18 protein-coding genes and 1 tRNA gene are annotated in these 20,176 nt (G+C 66.9%); 10 read left to right on the plus strand and 9 right to left on the minus strand.

Annotated elements, in window-relative coordinates:
* Positions 1 to 94: 94 nt before the first annotated feature.
* The 3 genes from KQH53_04535 to KQH53_04545 all read left to right on the plus strand — a co-directional run bounded on the left by KQH53_04535 (position 95) and on the right by KQH53_04545 (position 2,598).
* Positions 95 to 280, plus strand: coding sequence for a DUF2080 family transposase-associated protein (locus KQH53_04535; protein MCB2225925.1), 186 nt, complete (start codon positions 95 to 97; stop codon positions 278 to 280).
* A 10-nt stretch (positions 281 to 290) separates the two neighbouring features.
* Positions 291 to 1,223, plus strand: coding sequence for a DUF89 family protein (locus KQH53_04540; protein MCB2225926.1), 933 nt, complete (start codon positions 291 to 293; stop codon positions 1,221 to 1,223).
* 130 nt (positions 1,224 to 1,353) lie between these two features.
* Complete coding sequence (locus tag KQH53_04545; GenBank protein MCB2225927.1) at positions 1,354 to 2,598, plus strand: Tm-1-like ATP-binding domain-containing protein; 1,245 nt, start codon at positions 1,354 to 1,356, stop codon at positions 2,596 to 2,598.
* A 241-nt stretch (positions 2,599 to 2,839) separates the two neighbouring features.
* Here the strand turns inward: KQH53_04545 and KQH53_04550 are convergent.
* The 8 genes from KQH53_04550 to KQH53_04585 all read right to left on the minus strand — a co-directional run bounded on the left by KQH53_04550 (position 2,840) and on the right by KQH53_04585 (position 10,738).
* Positions 2,840 to 2,914: transfer RNA gene (locus KQH53_04550), tRNA-Val, on the minus strand.
* Positions 2,905 to 3,720: an rRNA pseudouridine synthase gene (locus tag KQH53_04555; protein MCB2225928.1), complete on the minus strand. Its 816-nt coding sequence runs from the start codon at positions 3,718 to 3,720 to the stop codon at positions 2,905 to 2,907. Before KQH53_04555 ends, KQH53_04550 begins: the two co-directional genes overlap by 10 nt.
* A gap of 5 nt (positions 3,721 to 3,725) precedes the next feature.
* Positions 3,726 to 4,610, minus strand: coding sequence for an SMC-Scp complex subunit ScpB (gene scpB / locus KQH53_04560; protein ID MCB2225929.1), 885 nt, complete (start codon positions 4,608 to 4,610; stop codon positions 3,726 to 3,728).
* Positions 4,607 to 5,377 carry a segregation/condensation protein A gene (locus KQH53_04565; GenBank protein MCB2225930.1) on the minus strand — a complete coding sequence of 257 codons (771 nt, stop codon included), beginning with the start codon at positions 5,375 to 5,377 and terminating at the stop codon, positions 4,607 to 4,609. The genes scpB and KQH53_04565 overlap by 4 nt, the downstream gene beginning before the upstream one ends.
* A gap of 15 nt (positions 5,378 to 5,392) precedes the next feature.
* Positions 5,393 to 6,064 carry a site-2 protease family protein gene (locus KQH53_04570; GenBank protein ID MCB2225931.1) on the minus strand — a complete coding sequence of 224 codons (672 nt, stop codon included), beginning with the start codon at positions 6,062 to 6,064 and terminating at the stop codon, positions 5,393 to 5,395.
* Positions 6,064 to 8,640: a CBS domain-containing protein gene (locus KQH53_04575; GenBank protein ID MCB2225932.1), complete on the minus strand. Its 2,577-nt coding sequence runs from the start codon at positions 8,638 to 8,640 to the stop codon at positions 6,064 to 6,066. Before KQH53_04575 ends, KQH53_04570 begins: the two co-directional genes overlap by 1 nt.
* Positions 8,641 to 8,730: 90 nt before the next feature.
* Positions 8,731 to 9,651, minus strand: coding sequence for a site-specific tyrosine recombinase XerD (gene xerD, locus KQH53_04580; GenBank protein ID MCB2225933.1), 921 nt, complete (start codon positions 9,649 to 9,651; stop codon positions 8,731 to 8,733).
* Positions 9,635 to 10,738 carry an aminopeptidase P family protein gene (locus KQH53_04585; GenBank protein ID MCB2225934.1) on the minus strand — a complete coding sequence of 368 codons (1,104 nt, stop codon included), beginning with the start codon at positions 10,736 to 10,738 and terminating at the stop codon, positions 9,635 to 9,637. Before KQH53_04585 ends, xerD begins: the two co-directional genes overlap by 17 nt.
* A gap of 147 nt (positions 10,739 to 10,885) precedes the next feature.
* On the opposite strand from KQH53_04585, the gene KQH53_04590 reads away from it, so the two are divergent.
* The 4 genes from KQH53_04590 (at position 10,886) to KQH53_04605 (ending at position 15,456) form a co-directional block, all read left to right on the plus strand.
* Entirely contained in the window at positions 10,886 to 12,292 is a 1,407-nt protein-coding gene (locus tag KQH53_04590; GenBank protein ID MCB2225935.1) for a sigma-54 dependent transcriptional regulator, read from the plus strand.
* 76 nt (positions 12,293 to 12,368) lie between these two features.
* A complete protein-coding gene (gene proC / locus KQH53_04595) occupies positions 12,369 to 13,181 on the plus strand; it encodes a pyrroline-5-carboxylate reductase (GenBank protein MCB2225936.1) in 813 nt (270 codons plus the stop codon).
* 46 nt (positions 13,182 to 13,227) lie between these two features.
* Positions 13,228 to 14,517 carry an IMP cyclohydrolase gene (locus KQH53_04600; GenBank protein ID MCB2225937.1) on the plus strand — a complete coding sequence of 430 codons (1,290 nt, stop codon included), beginning with the start codon at positions 13,228 to 13,230 and terminating at the stop codon, positions 14,515 to 14,517.
* Between the two features lie 18 nt (positions 14,518 to 14,535).
* Complete coding sequence (locus KQH53_04605) at positions 14,536 to 15,456, plus strand: mechanosensitive ion channel family protein (protein ID MCB2225938.1); 921 nt, start codon at positions 14,536 to 14,538, stop codon at positions 15,454 to 15,456.
* A 7-nt stretch (positions 15,457 to 15,463) separates the two neighbouring features.
* Here KQH53_04605 and KQH53_04610 read toward each other — a convergent pair whose 3' ends face one another.
* Positions 15,464 to 16,810: an ATP-dependent 6-phosphofructokinase gene (locus KQH53_04610; GenBank protein ID MCB2225939.1), complete on the minus strand. Its 1,347-nt coding sequence runs from the start codon at positions 16,808 to 16,810 to the stop codon at positions 15,464 to 15,466.
* A 196-nt stretch (positions 16,811 to 17,006) separates the two neighbouring features.
* On the opposite strand from KQH53_04610, the gene KQH53_04615 reads away from it, so the two are divergent.
* From KQH53_04615 to kdsB, 3 genes are read left to right on the plus strand one after another with little or no spacing between them, the layout of a single operon-like run.
* Positions 17,007 to 18,167 (plus strand): iron-containing alcohol dehydrogenase, encoded by a 1,161-nt coding sequence (locus KQH53_04615; protein MCB2225940.1) that lies wholly within the window; start codon positions 17,007 to 17,009, stop codon positions 18,165 to 18,167.
* Positions 18,168 to 18,195: 28 nt separating this feature from the next.
* On the plus strand, positions 18,196 to 19,389 hold the full coding sequence (locus KQH53_04620; GenBank protein MCB2225941.1) for a DegT/DnrJ/EryC1/StrS family aminotransferase: 1,194 nt from the start codon (positions 18,196 to 18,198) through the stop codon (positions 19,387 to 19,389).
* A 2-nt stretch (positions 19,390 to 19,391) separates the two neighbouring features.
* Positions 19,392 to 20,138, plus strand: coding sequence for a 3-deoxy-manno-octulosonate cytidylyltransferase (gene kdsB, locus KQH53_04625; protein ID MCB2225942.1), 747 nt, complete (start codon positions 19,392 to 19,394; stop codon positions 20,136 to 20,138).
* Positions 20,139 to 20,176 lie beyond the last annotated feature (38 nt).

Below are 20,176 nucleotides of genomic sequence, written 5' to 3' on the forward strand. Positions count from 1 at the left end.
CGCCACCGGGGTCACCATCGACGAGCTGCCCATCACCCCGGAGCGAGTGCTCATGTCCCTGAAACGTAAAGGTCTGGGGAAGTAGGGGGGAGTCATGGAGCGGGCCGCCAAACCGACCTGCCGCCGGGGAGCCGAGAAACCCCGGGTACGGCCGGTGCGCTTCGAGCTCTACGGCGAGGAGATCGTGGAGAAGCAGGTGGCGGCCAGCGGCAAGAGCGGACGGGTATACCTGCCCGTGGAGTGGCTGGGCAAGAGGGTGAAGATAATCAGGGTGAATTGATAGGGAGGGCATGACTCAGTCGCCTTTTGAGCGGGGGCAATTTCTTAAGCCATTTCCCACGTGCCGCCTGTGTCTGGAAGAGCTGACCAATACCGCGGCGGAGCTGGCTGCCGGAGACGACCCTGAACTGCGCCGCCGGGCTCAAACGGCGGCAAGGGCGGCACTGGGGCAAAGCGAAGGCCCGCGCCTGTCCTCGCCCGAGGTGGCCAACCGCATCCTGCGCGCCATTCGGCAAGAGACCGGAGTCCAGGACCCCTACCAGGACTTCAAGGCCAAGGAGCAGGCCACCGGCAAGCAGGTCGCCGCCCGGGCGCGGAAGCTGATAGGCGCCGACCTGGAGTCCCTGGTCAAACTGGCCGCCCTGGGCAACAGCCTGGACTTTTTCAAGCCGCCGCACGAGGCCATGGCCGAGGTGGAGCGCAACCTCGCCGCTGGGGTGGAGTTGCATCGCAACGACATCCCCCGTTTAGATCAGTTCTTGGCCCAAAAGCGCGGGACGGCCCTTTACCTCACCGACAACTCGGGCGAGATATTCTTCGACCTGCCGCTGTACCAGCACCTGGCCCGCCATTTTGAACGGGTGGTCCTGGTGGTCAAGGGAGGCCCGGCCCTCAATGATCTCACCCGGCTTGACTTGCGAGCCTCCGGTCTCATGCCGATGTTCCCCCATCTGGCCGACACCGGAGTCGATGGCGCCGGGGTGGAATGGAACCTGGCCTCCCAGGAGTTCAAGGAGCTGGTGGCCCGGGCCGATCTGATCGTAGCCAAGGGCATGGCCAACTTTGAAACGCTATGCCCCCTCAACCTGCCCGGTCCGTTTTTTCATATATTCCGCGTCAAATGCCAGCCCATGCGCGATTATTTGCACGCTCCTCCAGAAAGCCATTGGGCCCTGTGGCGCGAGGCCGGCACGGCCTGCCAAGCTCCGGAATCCGAGCCCTAGCCCGCATATTTTCTGAGGATTGGGCGGCAATGAGCGGCGAACCTGTATTCATGGGGCCTTTATAAAAAGGCGCCAGGGTGATTGGGATCATGCGGGCTGGCAGCCTGGAGGGGGGGTAGGGGAGATGGTTATGGGGGACGATCCGCGGGTTCTTTTGTTGGCCACCATGGACACCAAAGGCAACGAGGCCATTTTTGTGCGCGACTGCCTGTGCGGGGCCGGTGCGGCGGTGCGAGTCATGGACGCGGGCATACGGGGCCAAAGCCCGGTTCCCGTGGACATAAGCCGGGAGCAGGTGGCCTCCGCCGCCGGGACCACCTTGGAGCAGGTGCAGAAGGTGGGGCACGAGGGGAAGGCCCTGGACTTCATGATCGCGGGGGCTACCACCCTGGCCAAGCAGGCCTATGAAAGCGGCGAAATCGCCGGGGTACTGGCCCTGGGAGGGTCCATGGGCACCACTTTGGGCACGGCAGTGATGCGCGTTTTGCCTCTGGGCGCACCCAAGGTGATGATCTCCACCATGGCCTCGCGGGACACCCGGGCCTTTGTGGGCACCAAGGACATCATGATGCACCACGCGGTCTGCGACCTGGCGGGCCTCAACCGCATCACCCGTATGGTGCTGCGCAACGCGGCCCTGGCCATGGCCGGCATGCTGCGGGCCGGGCCCCAAGAGACCGCCCCGGTCCGCCCCTTGGTGGCCCTGTCCACCCTGGGCACCACCGAGGCCTGCGCCCAACTGGTCCGGGCGCGTCTGGAGCAGGCCGGCTTCGAGGTGGTGATCTTCCACACCGTTGGCTCAGGTGGCCAAGCCATGGACGAGTTCATTGCCAGCGGCCAGGTCGACGCAGTGGTGGATCTATCGCTTCACGAACTGGCCGACCATGCATTTGGCGGCGATTATGACGCCGGGCCGGAACGGGCCAAGGTGGGCCTGTCCCGGGGCCTGCCCACCGTTCTGATCCCGGGCAACATCGATTTTCTGGTAACCGGCCCCATGCATCATGCCGAGCGGCGCTTTCCGGGGCGCCAGTATCACGCGCACAACGCGGCCATAACCGTGGTCAATAGTCAGACAGAGGAGCTGGTAAAAATGGCCGCTGTTTTGGGCGACCTGCGGGCCGGAGCTTCTGGTCCGGTGGAGGTCATGATCCCGGCCAAGGGGCTCTCCGCCTTTGGCGCCGAAAAGGGCCCCTTTCACGATCCGGGTAATATGACGACGTTCATCGAGGCGGTGCAATCCCACCTCGGGGAAAAGGCGACGATTTTACCCTGGCATGTCAATGACCAGGAGTTTGGCCTAGCTGTAACTGAAGCCCTGCTGCGTCTCTTGGGGCATGAAAATAACAATCTTCCGTCAGGGAGTATCGTATGAGGCCTAAATTGTCGGGTGATTACCGTCACGGAACAAAAAGGTTAGTCGGATTGACGGCTACCGGCATGCCAAGCGCTGCCTAGAACTCATTGGGGCCGAGATTGATGATGATGTGTTCAACTTGCTATGATTTGGGGGAAACCAAATAGCCTGCGGATAGCCTACAGATAGCCTACATTTTCACGCCGAAAAACGGAAAGGAGTTAGCCCCAAATAGAAGCTAACTCCTTAATATTAATAATGGTAGGCCGGACGGGATTTGAACCCGTGACTTCCACCGTGTGAGGATGGCACTCTCCCGCTGAGTTACCGGCCTTTATGTGCTTTCCCAGAGGGGCTTCCGCCGCTCCGAGGGCTCTTTTTTACACCATCATCCGGTGCTTTGCAAGAGGTCTTAAGCCCTGCGGCCCGCTTAAGTGCGGCCAACTCGCCGCCCTTGAGCTGGCGCGAGGCGCCCACCGGCAGGTCGCCCAGGCGCAGGGGCCCCAGGGACATGCGCACCAGGCGCTTGACCGGATGGCCCACCGCCGCGCACATGCGCCGGATCTCGCGCTTTTTGCCCTCGATGAGGGTGAAGCTCAGCTTGCTGCCGCTCTTGGTGGCGGATTTGATGCCCACCTTGGCGGGCGCGGTCTTATGTCCGCCGATCTCCACCCCGGTGCGCAGGGCCTCCAGGGCCCGTTGGCCCGGGCGGCCTTCCACCCAGACCAGGTAGCGCTTTTCCACCTCGTGGCGGGGGTGCATCAGCCGCTGGGCAAGCTCGCCGTCGTTGGTGAGCAGGATGAGCCCCTCGGAGTTGAAGTCCAGCCGCCCCACGGGATAGAGCCGGGCATCGGCCTCCGGGGGCAACAGGCCCAACACAGTGGGCCGCCCCTCGGGGTCTTCCACCGTGCTCACCGCCCCGGCGGGCTTGTGCAGCAGCCAGTATTGCTTGTGCTCGGGCGGGGGCAGGGGCTTGCCGTCCAGGGTGATGCGCTGGCTGGCCGGGTCGGCCGAAGCGCCGGGCTGGTCTTGCACCACGCCGTCCACCGCCACCCGTCCGGCGGCGATGATCTCCTCGGCCGCGCGGCGGCTGGCCACGCCGGCCTTGGCCAGAATCTTTTGCAGGCGTTCGCTGGGCATGGGCCTCAGGCCGTACGGGGTTCCGGATCGGGTTCGGGCTCCGGATCCGGATCGGGTTCGGGCTCGGAGGGGGCCTCCGGGGCTGCTTCCTCGGTGGGCTCGGGCTCGGGGGCGGCAGCCTCCTCCGCCGCGGCCTCCTGGAGCTCGGGGGACGCGGCGGCCTGATCGCCCTCGGGCTGGGGCGGCTCCAAAAGGGGCTTGCGCACCGGCTGGCGGGCCACGGCGGCGGCCTCCTCCAGCACCTTTTGCTCCGCTTCGCTCAGGGGCTTAAGCGGGGTCTCCAAGGGGATGAGATCGTCCAGGGAGGGAGCGGCGGGCACGCCCAGGGGCAGGCCCGGGGCTTCGTCGTCGGTGGGGTCGCCGTCGATGCCGGCCAGGTTCTCCAGCTCCTCCACGGTGGGCAGGTCCTTCAGGTCCTGAAGGTCGAACACCTCCAAAAAGCGGCGGGTGGTGGAGTAGATCAGAGGCTTGCCGGGCAGGTCCTTGCGCCCCGCCACCCGGATGAGGCCCTTTTCCATGAGGGTGCGCAGGATGCCGCCCACCTCCACCCCGCGGATGCGCTCCACCTCGGCCTTCAAGACCGGCTGCTTGTAGGCCACGATGGCCAGGGTCTCCAGGGCGGCCTTGGACAAGCGGGTGACCTGCTGCTTGCGGAGCTTGCGCAGCCAGTAGGCCAGGTTGGGCTTGGTGCGGAAGCTGAAGCCGCCGGCCACGGCCACCAGCTCGAAGGAGCGCTCCATTTGCTGGTACTCCTCGATCAGCTGGTCCAGGGCCTCCTTGACCGCCGCCCGGTCCTCGGCCTCCATCACCTGGCAGATCTGGGCCAGGCTCAGGGGGCTGTCCGAGACGAACAGCAGCGCCTCCACGATTCTTTTGGTGTCCCGGCTCAAGCCTCGCTCTCCCGTTCTCCGGCCGAAATTTGGAAATACACGCGCAGCACGCCCCACTGGGCTTCCTGGCCCGGCGGCGCGGCCATCCGCTCCTGGTAGAGCCGGATGAGGCCCAGGCGGGTCAGCTCCAGGAGGGCCAGGAAGGTGACCACCAGTTGGGGCCGGGAGCGCGCCTTTTCGAAGAACTCTTCAAAGGTCATGGTTTGGCGGCGGCGCAAAAGTTCCAGCATCTGACTGATGCGGTCCTCCAGGGAGACCCGGTCCTTGGGCAGCTCCAGCACCATCTGCTCGTGGCGGCGGGTCATGAGCTGGCGGAAGGCCTCGATCAGCTCGAAGACGCCCGCCTCGATGACCTCCTCCTGGTCGGCCTTGGCCTTTTCCAGCTCCTTGTGGCCGCCCCCGCGCGCGAACACGTCGCGGTCCAACCACACCCGCTGCTCCAGCTTGTCGGCCGCGGCCTTGATGCGCAGGTGCTCCTTGAGCCGCTCCACCAGGTCGGTGCGGGGGTCGTCCTCCTGCTCGTCCTCGCTGGAGTCGTAGGAAGGCAGGAGCATCCGGCTCTTGATGTGCAGCAGGGTGGCGGCCATGACCAGAAAGTCGCCGGCCACCCCGATGGACAGATCGCGCATCAGGTCCAGGTACTCCAGGTACTGATGGGTGATCAGGGCCACCGGGATGTCGTAGATGTCCACCTCGTTCTTGCGGATGAGGTGCAACAGAAGGTCCAGGGGACCTTCGAAGATTTCTAGTTTGACGGCTACATCCATGCCCGGCCCACCTCTTTAGTAGGGCAACAACAGGTTTAGCACGGAATGGGCCGGATAGAGAACCAGGATGCTGATGAGGTCCGGCATCCCCGGCAACCAGCGGGGCAAGAAGATCAGGGCCAGCAGGATGACGAAGCCGTAGCGGCTTAGCTCCTGGTAGCGCATCGCCGCCCGGGGGCTGAGGAGCCCGGCCAGGATGCCCGAGCCGTCCAGGGGCGGCAGGGGGATCAGGTTGAAAAAGGCCAGGATCACGTTGACCGTGACCCCGGTGAGGAACATCTGGGCCAGGAACCACTTCCAGGTGGCGTAGCCCGCGAAGACCCCGCTGCTAACCAGGAAGTAGAGCACCACCGCGATGACGATGGCGAACAGGATGTTGCTCACCGGCCCGGCGGCCGAGATCCAGATCATGTCGCGGCGGGGATCGCGCAAGCGGCGTCCGTCCACGGGCACCGGCTTGGCCCAGCCGAAGCCCGCCCCGAACCAGGCGGTGACGAAGAACACCAGGGTGCCGGCCGGGTCCAGATGGCGCAGGGGGTTTAGGCTCAGGCGGCCGCGCATCTTGGCGGTGCCGTCGCCCCGAAGCCAGGCCACCAGGGCGTGGGAGGCCTCGTGCACCGTGAGGGCCATGAGGATGGGCGGGGCCAATACGGCCACCTTGATGAGGAAATCGGTTATGCCACCCATTACGCCGTCGACTCCTCCGGAGAAAATTCGCTATGCACCAACTGAACCTCCTGCTCCTTGGTGAGCACTTCGCCGTCCAGGCGGGCCGCCTGCACCCGGTCCAAGATGCGCTTGAACAAGGGGCCGGGCCTGAAGCCCATGGCCTTCAAGTCGTCGCCGCCCAGCTCGGGCCGCACCCGGGCCAGGCTGGTCAGATATTGGCTCACCGCCCGCTTGGCCCACTGGCGGGTGGCTTTGGCCATGATGAACAACTGATACTCCGGGGCCAGGGGATGCAGCCGGAAGTATATCTCCGAGGCGCAGGGTTTCTTGCGCTGCAACAGGTTGAGCGATTGCAGGGCCCGTTGCAGCTCGGCCTCCATCTCCTCGCGCTGCTTGGGCGAAAAGCCCAAACGGCGGCCCAGGGCCTGGCGCTGATCCGCTTCCAGGCAGTCGCCCAGGCCCAGGTAGTATACCAGCCATTGGCTGACCGGCTGGTCCAGGAAGGAAAGGCGGTGCCAGGCCAGGGCCTCTTCCAGGTCCTCCAGCAGCTCCTCATCTTTGGGCAAGATCTTCAGCTCGGGGTTGAACACGTACAGGAGCTTGAGCTCCCGAAGGCGGCGCAGGCAGTCCACGGCCCGCTCTTCCTCCAGCATCTGGCGGAACTCGCCGAAGAGCCGCCTGCCGGAGAGGCGCTTGAAGGCCTGAATCTTGTTGGCGTTCTTGATCAGCCCCTCGGTGAGCTTGCCGATGCGGAAGCCGAAGCGCTGCTCAAAGCGCACCGCCCGGAACACGCGGGTGGGGTCTTCCACAAAGGAAAGGTTGTGCAGCACCCGCACCGCCTTTTCCTTGATATCGCGCAAGCCGTCGAAGAAGTCCACCAACTGGCCGAAGCCCTCGGGGTTGAGCACCACGGCCAGGGTGTTGATGGTGAAGTCACGGCGGTAAAGGTCCAGCTTGAGGCTGGACATCTCCACCACCGGCAGGGCGGCCGGGGAGTCGTAGTACTCCAGGCGGGCGGTGGCCACGTCCATGCTCAGGCCGGACTCGAAGGTGAGGTTGGCGGTGTTGAACTTCTTGTGGGTGCGCACCTTGACCCCGGGGTGCAGCTCGCCGTAGCGGCGGGCAAAGGCGATGCCGTCGCCCTCCACCACGATGTCCAGGTCCAGGTTCTCCCGCCGGAGGAACAGATCGCGCACCGAGCCGCCCACCAGATAGGTCTTGAACTCCAGGTCCCGGGCCACCGAGCCCATCTCCTTGAGGATATTCATGACCCGCCGGGGCAGGCGCTCGCCCATGAGGCTCTTGATGTTCTTGTTGCGCACCGGGCGGGGGGCCTCGTGGCGCTCGGTGATCAGCGGGTTTTCGATCAAGGTGTTAAGCAGGTCGGTGCGGGTGATCACCCCCAGGAGCTTGGGGCCGTCCATCACCGGCACCAGGCGCATGCGGCGCTCCACCACCGCCTCTTCCACCTCCACCAGGGTGGCGTTGGGCGAGAGCACCTCCACGCCCGGGGTCATGTACTCCACCACCGAGAGATCGCCCAGGCCGTGGAACACCGCCTTTTCCACGGTCATGCGGGTGATGATGCCCCGCACCTCGCCCCCGCCGCTCACCGGCATGACGTTGACGTTGTAGCGGGTGAGCACCTGCTCCGCCTCCTTGAGGGTGGTCTCGGGCGGCACGGTGATCACTGGGCTGGTCATCAGGTCCTTGGCCAGGATGGTGGGGTTGATGGAGCTGAGCAAGAGGCTCTTGAGCCGCTCGCCAGCCTCCACCAGGGTCATGTCTTTGAGGGTGGCGCTGGCCGCGCTGGGGTGGCCGCCGCCGCCCATGGCCGAGGCGATGGTCCCGGCGTCCACCTCGGGCAGGCGGGAGCGGGCCACCAGGTAGATGCGCCCCTCCATGCGGGCCAGGGCGAACAGGGCGTCCAGGTTCTCCATGTCCATGAATTTGTGCACCAGCACCGCGAACTCGGGCACGTAGGTATCGCGGCTCACCTGGCTGACCACGATGGAGATCCCGCCCACGTTCACCGTCTCGGCCGCCTCGATGAGGTCGTGCAACAGGCCCACTTCGTCGGCGCTGAGCTCCCGGGTGATGAGGTCGGAGATCACGTTGAGCATGGCCCCCTGGCTGACCAGCCAGGCGGCGGCCTCGAAATCGGCCGGGGTGGCCGAGACGAAGTGGAAGGAGCCGGTGTCCTCGTAGATGCCCAGGGCCAGAATGGTGGCCTCGTCCTCGCTGAGGGCGATGCCCTCCTTGCGCAGCAGCTTGGTCATGATGGTCACCGTGGACCCCACCATTTCCACGATCTGCAAATCGGCCTGAACGTCGTTGTCCGAGTCCGGGTGATGGTCGTAGGCGATCACCTCCACCTCGGGTTCGTCGGCCAGGCGGGCCAGCTCGCCGATGCGGTCCTTTTGGCGGTTGTCCACCAGGATCAGGCGGCCCACCCGCTCAAAGGGCACCTGCTTGATCTTCACGAAGTTGTAGAGAAAGCTCACCGACTCCACGAAGAAGTTGCGCAGATTGCGCTCCTGGGCCCCGGGGAAGACCAGCATGGCCTCGGGGTAGAGCTTGGCCGCGGCCAGCATGGAGGCCAGGGCGTCGTAGTCCGCATTGACGTGGGTGGTGATCACTTCCAGGTCGCGGGGCGGTTTTTTCTGGGTGTCGCTCACTAGGGGCTAGCCTCGCGGGTGGAAGCGGTGGTGCACCTGGACCAGCCGCTTGGTGGTGACGTGGGTGTAGACCTGGGTGGTGCCGATGTCCGCGTGGCCCAGCATGAGCTGCACCGAGCGCAGGTCGGCCCCGCCCTCCAGCAGATGGGTGGCAAAGGTATGCCTGAGGGTGTGGGGGGTCACCGGGCCGGTGACGTTCGCCAGCTTGTAGTACTTGGTGACGATCTTCCACACTCCCATGCGGCTTAAGCGGCCGCCCCGGTTGTTGAGGAATATCTCCTCTTGCCGCCGGCCCTTGAGCAGGCGCTGGCGCGCTCCCTCCAGATACTCGGTGAGCACCTTGAGGGCCGTCTCGTGCACCGGCACCAGACGCTCCTTGTCGCCCTTGCCCCGCACCAACAGGCAGCCGATCTGAAACTGCACGTCGCCCACTCCGATGCCCAGCACCTCGCTGACCCGAAGCCCGGCCGCGTACATCAGCTCCAGCATGGCCCGGTCGCGCGCCCCCAGGTCGGTCTTGGGGTCGGGCGCGGCCAGGAGGCGCTCCACTTCCTCGCGCGAGAGGAAGTAGGGCAGGCCGCCGGGCAGGCGCGGGCCGCTGAGCCCGGCCAGGGGGTCGGCCCCCAGCTCCTGGCGCTTTTGCAGATAAGCCACCAGCCCGCGCAGGGCCGAGAGCCGCCGGGCCCGGGTGCGCGGGGCCAGGCCCTTTTTGGCGGCCTGGGCCAGGTAGCCCACCAGATGCAGGGGCTCCACCTTGTCCCAGGCGTTCAGATCCTGCGCCAGAAGATAGCCGGTGATGTCGTGCAGGTCCTCGGCATAGGCTTGCACCGTGTTGGGGCTCATGCCCCGCTCGGCGGCCAGGTGCTCCAGATAGCGGTCCACCGCCTGGTGCAGGGCCGGGATCGGAGCATCAGGGTTGGAGGTCATAATAGCGGTCCAGGCTCCCCAGGCGGCGGCAGCCGTCCTCGGTGAGCAGCACCATGTCCTCCAGGCGCACCCCGCCGTAGCCCGGCAAATAGATGCCCGGCTCGATGGTGAAAACCATGCTTTCTTCCAAGATGTCGTCGGCCCGGGGGCCCACCCGGGGCTCCTCGTGGGTGGCCAGGCCCACCCCGTGGCCCAGGGAATGACCGAAGCGGGAGCCGTAGCCCGCCTCGGCGATGACCTGGCGGGCGATCTCGTCGGCTTCGTTGCCGGTATAGCCGGGCATGATCTCGGCGGTGGCCTGGTTCTTGGCCGCCAGGGTGATGGCGTAGATCTCCTTGAAACGCTCGTCCGCCGCCTCCAGGCCGCCGGCCACCACGGTGCGCGAGATGTCCGAGCAGTAGCCGTTCAGGCGCGCGCCCACGTCGAAGACCACCGGGTCGCCGCGCTCTATGATGCGCTCGCCGCTCTCGGCGTGGGGCTCGGCCCCGTTGGGCCCGGAGGCCACGGTGGGCGGGAAGGCCACGCCCTGGGCCCCGGCGTCCTCCACCGCGCGGGCGATGGCCAGAGCCAGATCGCGCTCCCGCTTGCCCACGATGTCCGTGGCCAACACGCCGTCCAGCACCTTTTCCATGAGGGCCAGGCTGGCGGCCAAGGCCTCTATTTCAGCGGAGTTTTTGCGCACCCGCCATTGGGCGACCAGGCCCTCGGTGGGCACCATCTCCACCCCGTCCAGCTTGGTCTCGATGCGCCGCCGCCAAAGGTCGAGCATGGCCTCGGACTCGTAGGCCAGGGTCTTTACCCCTAGCTCGGGCAGCACCGCGCCCAAGAGCAGGGGCAGGCCCTGCTGGTAGATTATGGTCTCGAAATAGGTGGCCTGGGCCCGCGCGGTTAGCTCGTAGCGGAAGTCGGTGAGCAGCAGGGCGGCGTTCTGGCTGATCAAAAGCGAGCCCGAGCTTTCGCCCCATTGGCCGTCTTCGGCGGCAAACCCGCTGAGATAGCGGCGGTTGGCCGGCAAAGTGACGAGCACGGCGTCCAGGCCCTCTTGGGCCAGGAAGGCGCGCAGCTTGGCCAGGCGGGTTTTAATCATGGTTTCGCTCCGGGCTCTTTGGCGATTTATACAGCCTGAATAAGATTTTATAGCATCGGGCCCCCAGCCTGGCAAGGGCGGCTCCGGCTTGCCAGGCCGCCCCGAGCTGGGGTATTAAATAACAACTTTGCCTTGATGGGGGAGCCTTTGCAACCAGTCCAACGAGTAGCCCTGGCCGCCGCCACGGACCTGGCAGCCTTTCTGGGCGGGGAGGCCGCGGCGCCCCGCCCCCGGGTGGCCCAGCGGGCGCGGCCCCTGCCGCCCATGGAAAGCCTGGCCCCGGAGCAGCGCCAGGCCCTCAGGCAATTGGCCTCGGCGGTGGTGGAACTGGTGCTCTCCCTGGCGGGCAAGCGCCTGGCCCTGGGCGAGGCCGAGACCGCGGTGCGCCGCGAGGTGCACAAGCGGCTCATGGCCAACCCTGTCCTGGAGCGGGCCGTGGCCGCGCGCATGGAAGCGGCATTGCCCGGGCTGATGAACCTGGAGCGCCTAGCCGCCCTGGCCGGGGAGGGGATGAACGCCCCGGCCCTGGCCGCCCTGGAGCCCGGCGAGGCTCTGGTGGGCTCCTCGCCCGCCTTTGCCAAGGTTCTGGAGGACTTGGCCCTGGTGGCCGGGACCGATTTTCCGGTGCTGATAACCGGGGAGAGCGGCACGGGCAAGGAGCTGATGGCCCGGCGGCTGCACCGCCTGAGCCCCCGTCGGGAGGGTCCCCTGGTGGTGGTGAACTGCGCGGCCCTTCCGCCCAATTTGCTGGAGAGTGAGCTGTTCGGCCACGAGAAGGGGGCCTTCACCGGAGCGCATGAGGCCCGGCCGGGCTATGTGCGCTCGGCGGCCGGGGGCACCCTGTTCTTGGACGAGATCGGCGAGGCCCCTGCCGAGGTGCAGGTGCGCCTGCTGCGGGTATTGGAGAGCCGGGCGGTCACTCCGGTGGGCGGCGGTCGCGAGCTGCCCGTGGACTTTCGTTTGGTGGCGGCCACCCACCGCGACCTGGGCGCGGCGGCTGAGCGCGGCGAGTTCAACCAGGCCTTGCTCTACCGCATCCAGGTGGTGCCCCTGGACCTGCCGCCGCTCCGAGCGCGGCAGGGGGACCTGGACCCGCTCATCGACCATTTTCTAGCCCAGGCCTGCTCTTTGACCGGGCGGCGGGTGAGCCTGTCGTCCGAGGCCCGGGAACTCATGAAGGCTTACGCCTGGCCGGGCAACGTGCGCGAGCTGATCAACCTGGTGCAGCGCCTGGTGGTGCTCTGCCGGGGCGAGGAGATCACCTCGGCCTCGCTGCCGCCCCATCTCTGCGGCGGCCAGGGCGACGAGGCCCGCTGGCTGAAGGCCTTGGCGGATGTGGAAGGCATCGCCGAGGCGCGCAAAGCCCCCTTGGCCGGGGTGTTGGCCCGCTGGCAGGGCCGCGAGCTGGCCAACCAGGACTTGCGCTCCGAGCTGGGCTGCTCCGACTCCACGGCCAAGAACATCCTGGCCGCCCTGGCCGCGGCGGGATTGGCCCAGGCCAGCGGCCAGCGGGGAGGGCGGCGCTATTGCCTGGAAGAGCCTCCCGGAGCCTGACCCCTGGAGCGCGGGGCCGCCAACGGCTATAGTAAGATACGTACCCGGCGACGACCGCCGGTGAGGAGAAAAAATCATGGCGCTAAAGGGACGCATAGGCCTGGCCGGCGGCGGCAACATGGGCTCCGCCCTCTTGAAGGGCATGCTCAACGCCGGGCTGGTGGAGACTGGCCAGGTAGTGGTGGCCGAAAAGCTGGCCCCTAGAGCCGAGCAGCTCCGCACCGAGCTGGGGGTGAGCACGGTGGGCTCGATCTCGGAGATGGGCTCGCTGGAGGTGTTCATCCTGGCGGTGAAGCCCGCGGACGTGCCCTCGGCGGCGGCCGACGCGGCCGGGTGCCTTTCGTCCGAGACCCTGGTGATCACCCTGGCCGCCGGGGTGAAGCGGGAGACCGTGGCTCAGGCGCTGCCCTCGGATCAGCCCCTGGTGCGGGCCATGCCCAACACCCCCGCCCTGATCGGCGCGGGCATCACCGCCATCTGCGGCGGGCCCGGCCTGGACCAGGCCCACCTGGAGACCGCCGAGCAGGTCTTCGGCGCGGTGGGTCCGGTGGTGGTGGTGGACGAAAAGCTCATGGACGCGGTCACCGCCGTGTCGGGCTCGGGGCCGGCCTACGTGTTTCTGATCATCGAGGCCCTGTCCGACGCGGGGGTGAACCAGGGGCTGGACCGGCAGACCGCCACCGCCCTGGCCGCCCACACCGTGGCCGGAGCGGCTCGCCTTTTGATCGAAGGCGGCCAGCATCCCGGCGAGCTCAAGGACATGGTGACCAGCCCCGGCGGCACCACCATCGCGGGCCTGGCCGAGCTGGAGCGGGGAGGGGTGCGCGCCGCGCTCTACAACGCGGTGGAAGCGGCCACCCTGCGGGGCAAGACCCTGGGCAAGAAATAAACTTATTCAGCACGCGCCGGTCTTTGGGGCCGGAAGGAGATAGGCAGTGGCAGACATCAAGGCTCAGTACCGCACGGTGATGGCCGATCATTTCCCGCCCGAGGTGAAGCTCACCGTGGGCGACACCGAGCTGGTCTACGCCAAGCGGGCCTGGAAGCTGGCCGACGACAAGGGCGAGCTGATCGAGAAGGGCCTGCGTTACGGGGAGAACCCGGGCCAGGAGGCCGCGCTCTACGAGCTGAAGTCCGGCCAACTTTCCGTGGGCGAGGTGGAGCTGATCGGCGCGGGCTCGGGCCTGGTCAGCGCCATCGACGAGGCCCAGATGCTGCAAGCGGGCAAGCACCCCGGCAAGACCAACCTCACCGACGTGGACGGGGCCCTGCACATACTGCGCTACCTGACCGGCAAGCCGGCCTGCGCCATCATGAAGCACAACAACCCCTCGGGCGCGGCGGTGGCTGATACCATTTCCGAGGCCTATGAGAAGGCCTTTTTGGCCGACCTCATCGCGGCCTTCGGTGGCGCGGCGGTCTTGAACCGGCCGGTGGACAAGACCACGGCCGAGATGATCAATGAGCTGTACCTGGAAGTGGTGGCCGCCCCTGACTACGAAGAGGGCGCCTTGGACATCCTGAAGAAGGCCAAGAACCTGCGCATCCTGGGTATGCCCCGCATCGCCCAGCTGGCCGAATGGCGCGACCGCCGCTTCCTGGACATCAAGTGCCTCATCGACGGCGGCATGGTCTTGCAGACCAGCTCCTTCAACCCCATCAAGGGGCCGGGCGACCTCCTGCCCGCCCAGTGCGAGCACAACGGCGAGATGGTGGAGCCCATCCGCCAGGCCACCCCGGCCGAGCTGGAGGACGTGGTCTTTGGATGGGCGGTGGAGCAGGGGGTGACCAGCAACAGCGTAATCTACGTTAAGGACGGCTGCACCGTGGGCATCGGCACCGGCGAGCAGGACCGGGTGGGCGTGGCCCGCATTGCGGCGCAAAAGGCCTACACCAAGTACGCCAACAAGCTCTGCTGGTTGCAGCACGGCCTGAAGTACGACGAGCTGGCCCTGGCCGTGGCCGAGGGGCGCGAGGACGCCGCCAAGATCAAGGCCATTGACGATGAGACCCAGCGCGACAAGGGCGGGCTGCCCGGCTCCATCATGATCTCCGACGCCTTCTTCCCCTTCCGCGACGGGGTGGACGTGGGCCTGGCCGAGGGGGTGAGCTGCATCGCCCATCCCGGCGGCAGCCTGCGCGACTGGGAGTCCATAGAGGCCTGCAACCAGGCCGACCCGCCGGTGGCCATGGTATTCACCGGACAACGGGCCTTCAAACACTAGGCAAGCCGAGAGGCGCGCATGGCACAGGACTGGCTACAGTTCAAGCACCTGCTGAACCCGGGCACTGTTTTGGGCATGGTGGCCCTGGCAGTATTCCTGTTCCTGTGCGCCTTTTTCGCCTCCCGCCTGCTCACCCAGATCCTCAAGCGCTCCAATTGGGTGATGGGCCACCTGGGCCGCCGGGTGGACCAGACCGTCATCGCCTTCACCCTGCGCCTGAAGTCGGTGGTGATCTACCTGGCCGCCATGGTGCTCTTCGCGGCCCTGGTGCCCCAGCTGCGGGGTCTGTTGGGCACGCTGGTGGCCGGCGCGGGCATCACCGCCATCATCGTGGGCTTCGCGGCCAAGTCCTCCCTGGCCAACGTCATCGCCGGGGTTTCCCTGGCCATCTACCGGCCTTTTCGCATCGGCGACAAGGTGACCATTGAGGACGAGTACGGCACGGTGGAGGACATCACCCTCCGCCACACCATCCTGCGCACCTGGGAAAACAAGCGGCTGATCCTGCCCAACGAGAAGATCGACTCAATGAGCCTGCTCAACCACTCCATCATCGATCCCAAGATTCTTCTGCGGGTGGAGTTCGGGGTGAGCTACGACACGGACATCGATCTGGCCCGGCGGCTGATCCTGGAAGAGGCGGCGCGCTGCCCTCAGCGCCTGGCCGACAGCCTGGCCCCGGAGGAGCCGGCGGTGCGGGTCATCTCCCACGGCGACTTTTCCATCGGCCTGCGTTTGTTGATGTGGACCGCGGACATCGCCGAGGCCTGGTCGGCCCGCTGGTGGCTGTTGGAGATGGTCAAGAAGCGCTTCGACGCCGAGGGGGTGGAGATTCCCTTCCCCTACCGCACCCTGGTCTACAAGAAAGAACTGCCCCCCGCCCGCCACGAGGGCGATGCGGCCGAGGGCCCAAGCCCCGGCCAGCCCCCCAAGCCCTGATTCTCTTTTATTTGGTTCCCATCGGGATATTGACCAGGGAGTCCTGGCCGGTGGCCTCGCGCACCGCGCGCCACAGCCCGCCCTGGAGGTCCACCCTGCGGCGGTGGTCCACCGCCAGGGGGATGGGCACGTGCACGAAGTGGTTGTTCCACATGGACACCAACATGCCGGTGCGGCCGCTCATGCCCGCGTGCACCGCATGGTGGCCCAGGAAGCCGCAGTAGACCCGGTCGTCGCTGCTGGCCGGCACCGAGCGGATCAGGTAGCTGGGGTCGATGTACTTGAGGTTGATCTCGCGGCCTTCCTTGGCGAAGTGCTCCTTGATGCGGCCCTTCAGATACACCCCGATGTCGCCCAGGACCGGGTTGCCGCTGGCGTCGCGCCCCAGGTCCTGGTCCACGAACAGGTCTTGGCCCGCGCCCTCGGCGGCCACGATCACCGCGTGGCCCCGCTCGTCGAGACGCTGGCCGAGCTGAGCCAACAGGCCCAGCTTTCCCTCCAAGTCGAAAGGCACCTCGGGGACGAGGCAGAAGTTGACCTCGGTGAGGGCCAGGGTGGCGTGGGCGGCCACGAAGCCGGAAAGGCGGCCCATGAGCTTGACCAGGCCGATCCCGCCGGGCAGGCCGGTGGCCTCGTTGTGCGCCCCCAGGATGGCCCGGGTGGAGGCCTCCACCGCGGTCTCGAAGCCGAAGGTGCGCTCCACGAAGCAGATGTCGTTGTCAATGGTCTTGGGGATGGCGATGACCCCCAGCTTGAGCTTGCGCTTGGTGATCTCCTCGTAGATGGCCTGGGCCGCCCGCAGGGTGCCGTCGCCGCCGATCATGAACAACAGGCCGATGTTGGAGCGCTCCAGGGAGTCCACCACCTCTTCCATGGGCTGGGGCCCCCGGCTCATGCCCAGGAAGGAGCCGCCACGGCCGTGGATGGCCTGCACCACCGGCGGGGTCAGCTCCATCATCTCGTGGCCATAGCGGGGGCTGAAACCTTGCAGGCCATAGCGAACCCCCACGATGTTGCGCACCCCGTAGATGTAGTAGAGCTGCAAGACGATGGCCCGCACCAGGGAGTTGATGCCCGGGCACATGCCCCCGCAGGTGACGATGGCCGCCTTGACCTTGGTGGGGTCGAAGTACACGTTGGCCCGGGGGCCGGCCAGCTCGAAGCTGGGCAGCTCTTTCCGGCCGTGCACCGCCTCGGGGTAGGGGTTCACCAAGATGCGGTCGTTTTCGTTCATAAAGGTGCAGGTGCTGCCGTCCGGACCGCACATGCTGGTGGCCGGATTGGGTATCTTGGCCGGTCCCAGGATGGGTATCTTGGTCTGGGATGCCTTGACCGTATGGGCTTCTTCGCGCACGCTGCACCGCCTTGGGGAAAAGTAGGGTGTTTCTGGGGCCATGCTAGCGCCGCTACTCAGGGGGGTCAAGGGCCCGGCGCTCTTTACAAGCCGTGGAGTTGTGCTACCATCAAAAAGCTCGCCATGGGCGGGCTTTAGCGATAAAAATCCCATCCGCCATCCCGCCAGACCGGGGGGCGGGAAAGGTTGCATTCACATGGCGAATCAGTTCGCGACCGAGGGCATCAAACGCATGGTGTTCGGGCGGGGCAGCGCGGCCAAGCTGGGCGAGGAATTGGGCCTGATCAAGGCCGAGAAAGTTTTGCTGGTCCTGGACCCCAACCTGGCCGAGAGCGATATAATCAAGCCCGCCCTGGACAGCCTGGCCGCGGCCGGCATCTCAAGCGAAGTCTTCAGCGACCTGACCCGCGAGCCGGAGCCGGCCGAGGCCGACGCCGCCGCCGCCCAGGGCCGCGCCTGCGGGGCTCAGGCCGTGGTGGGCATCGGCGGAGGCAGCGCCCTGGACCTGGCCAAGGCCGCCGGGGTGCTCATCACCAATCCGGGTCAATGCACCGACTACGTGGGCCTGGACAAGGTGACCCAGCCCGGCCTGCCGGTAATCTGCCTGCCCACCACCGCGGGCACCGGCAGCGAGGTGACCTTCACCGCCGTGTTCACCCGGCGCTCGGACCAGTTCAAGGGCGGCATCAACGGCCGTCTGCTCTACCCCCACGCCGCCATCCTGGACCCCCTGCTCACCGTGAGCTGCCCGGCCTACGTCACCGCCATCACCGGCATGGACGCTCTGACCCACGCCATGGAGGCCTTCACCAGCCGCAAAGCCCACGCCCTGAGCGACCTCAACGCCCTGGCGGCCATCGAGCTGATAGGGCGGCATTTGCGCGCGGCCGTGGCCCACGGCGAGAACCTTCAGGCCCGCGAGGGCATGATGCTGGGCTCCCATCTGGCGGGCCTGGCCCTGGCCCAGGCCGGGGTGGGCGCGGTGCACGCCATGGCCTATCCCCTGGGCGCCTTCTATGACATCCCCCACGGCGAGGCCAACGCTCTCTTGCTGCCCTACGTGCTGCGCTTCAACCTCATGGCCTGCCCCGAGCGTTTCGCGGACATGGCCTACGCTCTGGCCGAGCTGCCCGACGATCTGAGCACCGCCGAGGCGGCGGCCGCTTGCATCGAGGAGGTGGCCGAGCTGGGCCTGGACGTGGGCATCCCCACCAGCCTGCGCCAGCTGGACATCCCCGAGGATTCGGTGCCCAAGATGGCCGAGAAGGCCATGACCGTGGCCGTGCCCATCGCCAACAACCCGCGCCAGGTCACTGCCCAGGACCTGGAGATCATCTACCGCGAGGCCTTCATCTAAACCCAGCAGCCTTTGAGGAGAATAAGCCATGCCCGGATTCGAGTGGCTCGGCAAGGAAGAAAGCGACGCGGTCGCCGAGGTTATGCAGCGGGGAGTGCTCTTCCGCTACGAGTTCGATGAGCAGCGCCAGGGCATCTACCTGGTCAAGCAATTTGAGGAGCAGATGGCCGCCTACACCGGCGCGGCGGCGGGCTGCGCGGTCAACAGCGGCACCGCCGCGGTCAAGGTGGGCCTGGCCGCCCTGGGCGTGGGCTACGGCGACGAGGTGATCACCCAGGGCTTCACCTTCGTGGCCACCTGGGAAGCCATCATGGACTGCGGGGCCAAGCCGGTGTTCTGCGAGGTCGACGAGACCCTGTGCATGGACCCCAAGGACCTGGAAAAGAAGATTACCGACAAGACCAAGTGCATCGTGCCGGTGCACATGATGGGGGCCCCGGCCCGCATCAAGGAGATCAAGGCCATTGCCGACGCCCACGGCATCGCGGTGATGGAAGACAGCGCCCAGGCCCTGGGCTGCACCCTCGACGGCCAGCACGTGGGCACCTTCGGGGACATGGGCTCCTTCAGCTTCGACGCGGTGAAGACCCTGACCACCGGCGAAGGCGGCATGGTCATCAGCAAGGACCCCAAGCTGGTGCTCAATGCCAGCGAGTACCAGGACCACGGCCACGACCACAAGCCTGTGGGCCGGGGCAACGAGGGCCGCCGCTTCATCGGCTTTAACTACCGCATGATGGAGCTGCAAGGCGCCCTGGGCCTGGCGCAGCTCAAGAAGCTGCCGGACATGGTGGAGACCATGCGGGCCAACAAGGCCGCCCTTAAAGAGGCGCTCAAGCGGGTACCCGGCGTCACCTTCCGCGAGGTGCTGGACGAGGCGGGCGACTCGGCCACCTTCATCGCCTGGTTCCACGAGACCCCGGAGCAGACGGCCAAGTTCGCGGAGCTCCTGGCCGAGCACGGCGCGCCGGCCATCCCCTGGGGGGCCAACACCTGGCACGCCTATCCCCACTGGGAGCACCTGCACGCCGGAGCCAGCCTGCCCAGCGGCGGGTGGCCCTTTGCCCGGCCCGACGGCCCGGCCGAGTACGATCCGGCCGCGCTGCCCCAGACCGAGGCCATCCTCTCCCGCTGCCTGAGCTGGCAGATCATGCTGGGCTGGGACGAGGCCAAGCTCAAGCAGATGACCGAGGCGATCAACAAGGCCGTGGCGGAATTTTAATAATGGCCCTGCACGTGATCATCCCGGCCCGTTACGGGTCCAGCCGCTTCCCGGGCAAGCCCCTGGTTTTGATCGCGGGCAAGCCCATGATCCAGCACGTGATGGAGCGGGCGGCCAAGGCCCAGGGCGTCCGGACCGTGGCCGCGGCCACGGACGACCGCCGGGTGGCTCAGGCGGTGGAGGCCTTCGGGGGCACGGTGCTCATGACCCCCGAGGCCTGCCGCAGCGGCTCGGACCGGGTGGCCGTGGCCGCCGACATGCTGGGCCTGGGGCCCGACGAGCTGGTGGCCAACGTGCAGGGCGACCAGCCCCTGCTGCCGCCCGAGGTGCTGGAGCAGTGCGCCGCGCCGCTCATGGCCGAGCCCGGCCTGGGCATGTCCACCCCGGTGGTGGCCATCAAGATCCCCGGCGAGATAAACGACACCAACCATGTGAAAACGGTAATGGGCGCCAATGGCGACGCCCTGTACTTCTCGCGCCTGGCAGTGCCCTTCCCGCGCGACGGCGAACAGATCACCTATTACAAGCACCTGGGGGTCTATATCTTCCGGCGCTCCTTCCTGGCCGAGTTCGCGGCCCTGCCCACCGGCCGTCTGGAACAGTACGAGAAGCTGGAGCAGCTCCGGGCCCTGGAATACGGCCACGCGGTACGCTGCGTGATAACCGACTACGACTCTCCCGAGGTTGACCGCCCGGCCGACGCCAAGCGGGTGGAGGCCATCCTGCAGCAGGCCGGGGAGGGCTGGTAGGCCGCCCTTGCCCCTGGGGGCGGGGCGGTGGCAGACTA

The sequence above is a fragment of the Desulfarculaceae bacterium genome, assembly GCA_020444545.1.
Classification (GTDB): domain Bacteria; phylum Desulfobacterota; class Desulfarculia; order Desulfarculales; family Desulfarculaceae; genus Desulfoferula.

What these genes read in the sequence shown, in the direction of transcription:
- KQH53_04535 (MCB2225925.1), top strand. Translation starts at nt 95, where the DNA reads ATGGAGCGGGCCGCCAAACCGACCTGCCGCCGGGGAGCCGAGAAACCC.
- KQH53_04540 (MCB2225926.1), top strand. Translation starts at nt 291, where the DNA reads ATGACTCAGTCGCCTTTTGAGCGGGGGCAATTTCTTAAGCCATTTCCC.
- KQH53_04545 (MCB2225927.1), top strand. Translation starts at nt 1,354, where the DNA reads ATGGGGGACGATCCGCGGGTTCTTTTGTTGGCCACCATGGACACCAAA.
- KQH53_04555 (MCB2225928.1), bottom strand. Translation starts at nt 3,720, where the DNA reads ATGCCCAGCGAACGCCTGCAAAAGATTCTGGCCAAGGCCGGCGTGGCC.
- KQH53_04565 (MCB2225930.1), bottom strand. Translation starts at nt 5,377, where the DNA reads ATGGATGTAGCCGTCAAACTAGAAATCTTCGAAGGTCCCCTGGACCTT.
- KQH53_04570 (MCB2225931.1), bottom strand. Translation starts at nt 6,064, where the DNA reads ATGGGTGGCATAACCGATTTCCTCATCAAGGTGGCCGTATTGGCCCCG.
- KQH53_04575 (MCB2225932.1), bottom strand. Translation starts at nt 8,640, where the DNA reads ATGCTGGCCGCGGCCAAGCTCTACCCCGAGGCCATGCTGGTCTTCCCC.
- xerD (MCB2225933.1), bottom strand. Translation starts at nt 9,651, where the DNA reads ATGACCTCCAACCCTGATGCTCCGATCCCGGCCCTGCACCAGGCGGTG.
- KQH53_04585 (MCB2225934.1), bottom strand. Translation starts at nt 10,738, where the DNA reads ATGATTAAAACCCGCCTGGCCAAGCTGCGCGCCTTCCTGGCCCAAGAG.
- proC (MCB2225936.1), top strand. Translation starts at nt 12,369, where the DNA reads ATGGCGCTAAAGGGACGCATAGGCCTGGCCGGCGGCGGCAACATGGGC.
- KQH53_04605 (MCB2225938.1), top strand. Translation starts at nt 14,536, where the DNA reads ATGGCACAGGACTGGCTACAGTTCAAGCACCTGCTGAACCCGGGCACT.
- KQH53_04615 (MCB2225940.1), top strand. Translation starts at nt 17,007, where the DNA reads ATGGCGAATCAGTTCGCGACCGAGGGCATCAAACGCATGGTGTTCGGG.
- KQH53_04620 (MCB2225941.1), top strand. Translation starts at nt 18,196, where the DNA reads ATGCCCGGATTCGAGTGGCTCGGCAAGGAAGAAAGCGACGCGGTCGCC.
- kdsB (MCB2225942.1), top strand. Translation starts at nt 19,392, where the DNA reads ATGGCCCTGCACGTGATCATCCCGGCCCGTTACGGGTCCAGCCGCTTC.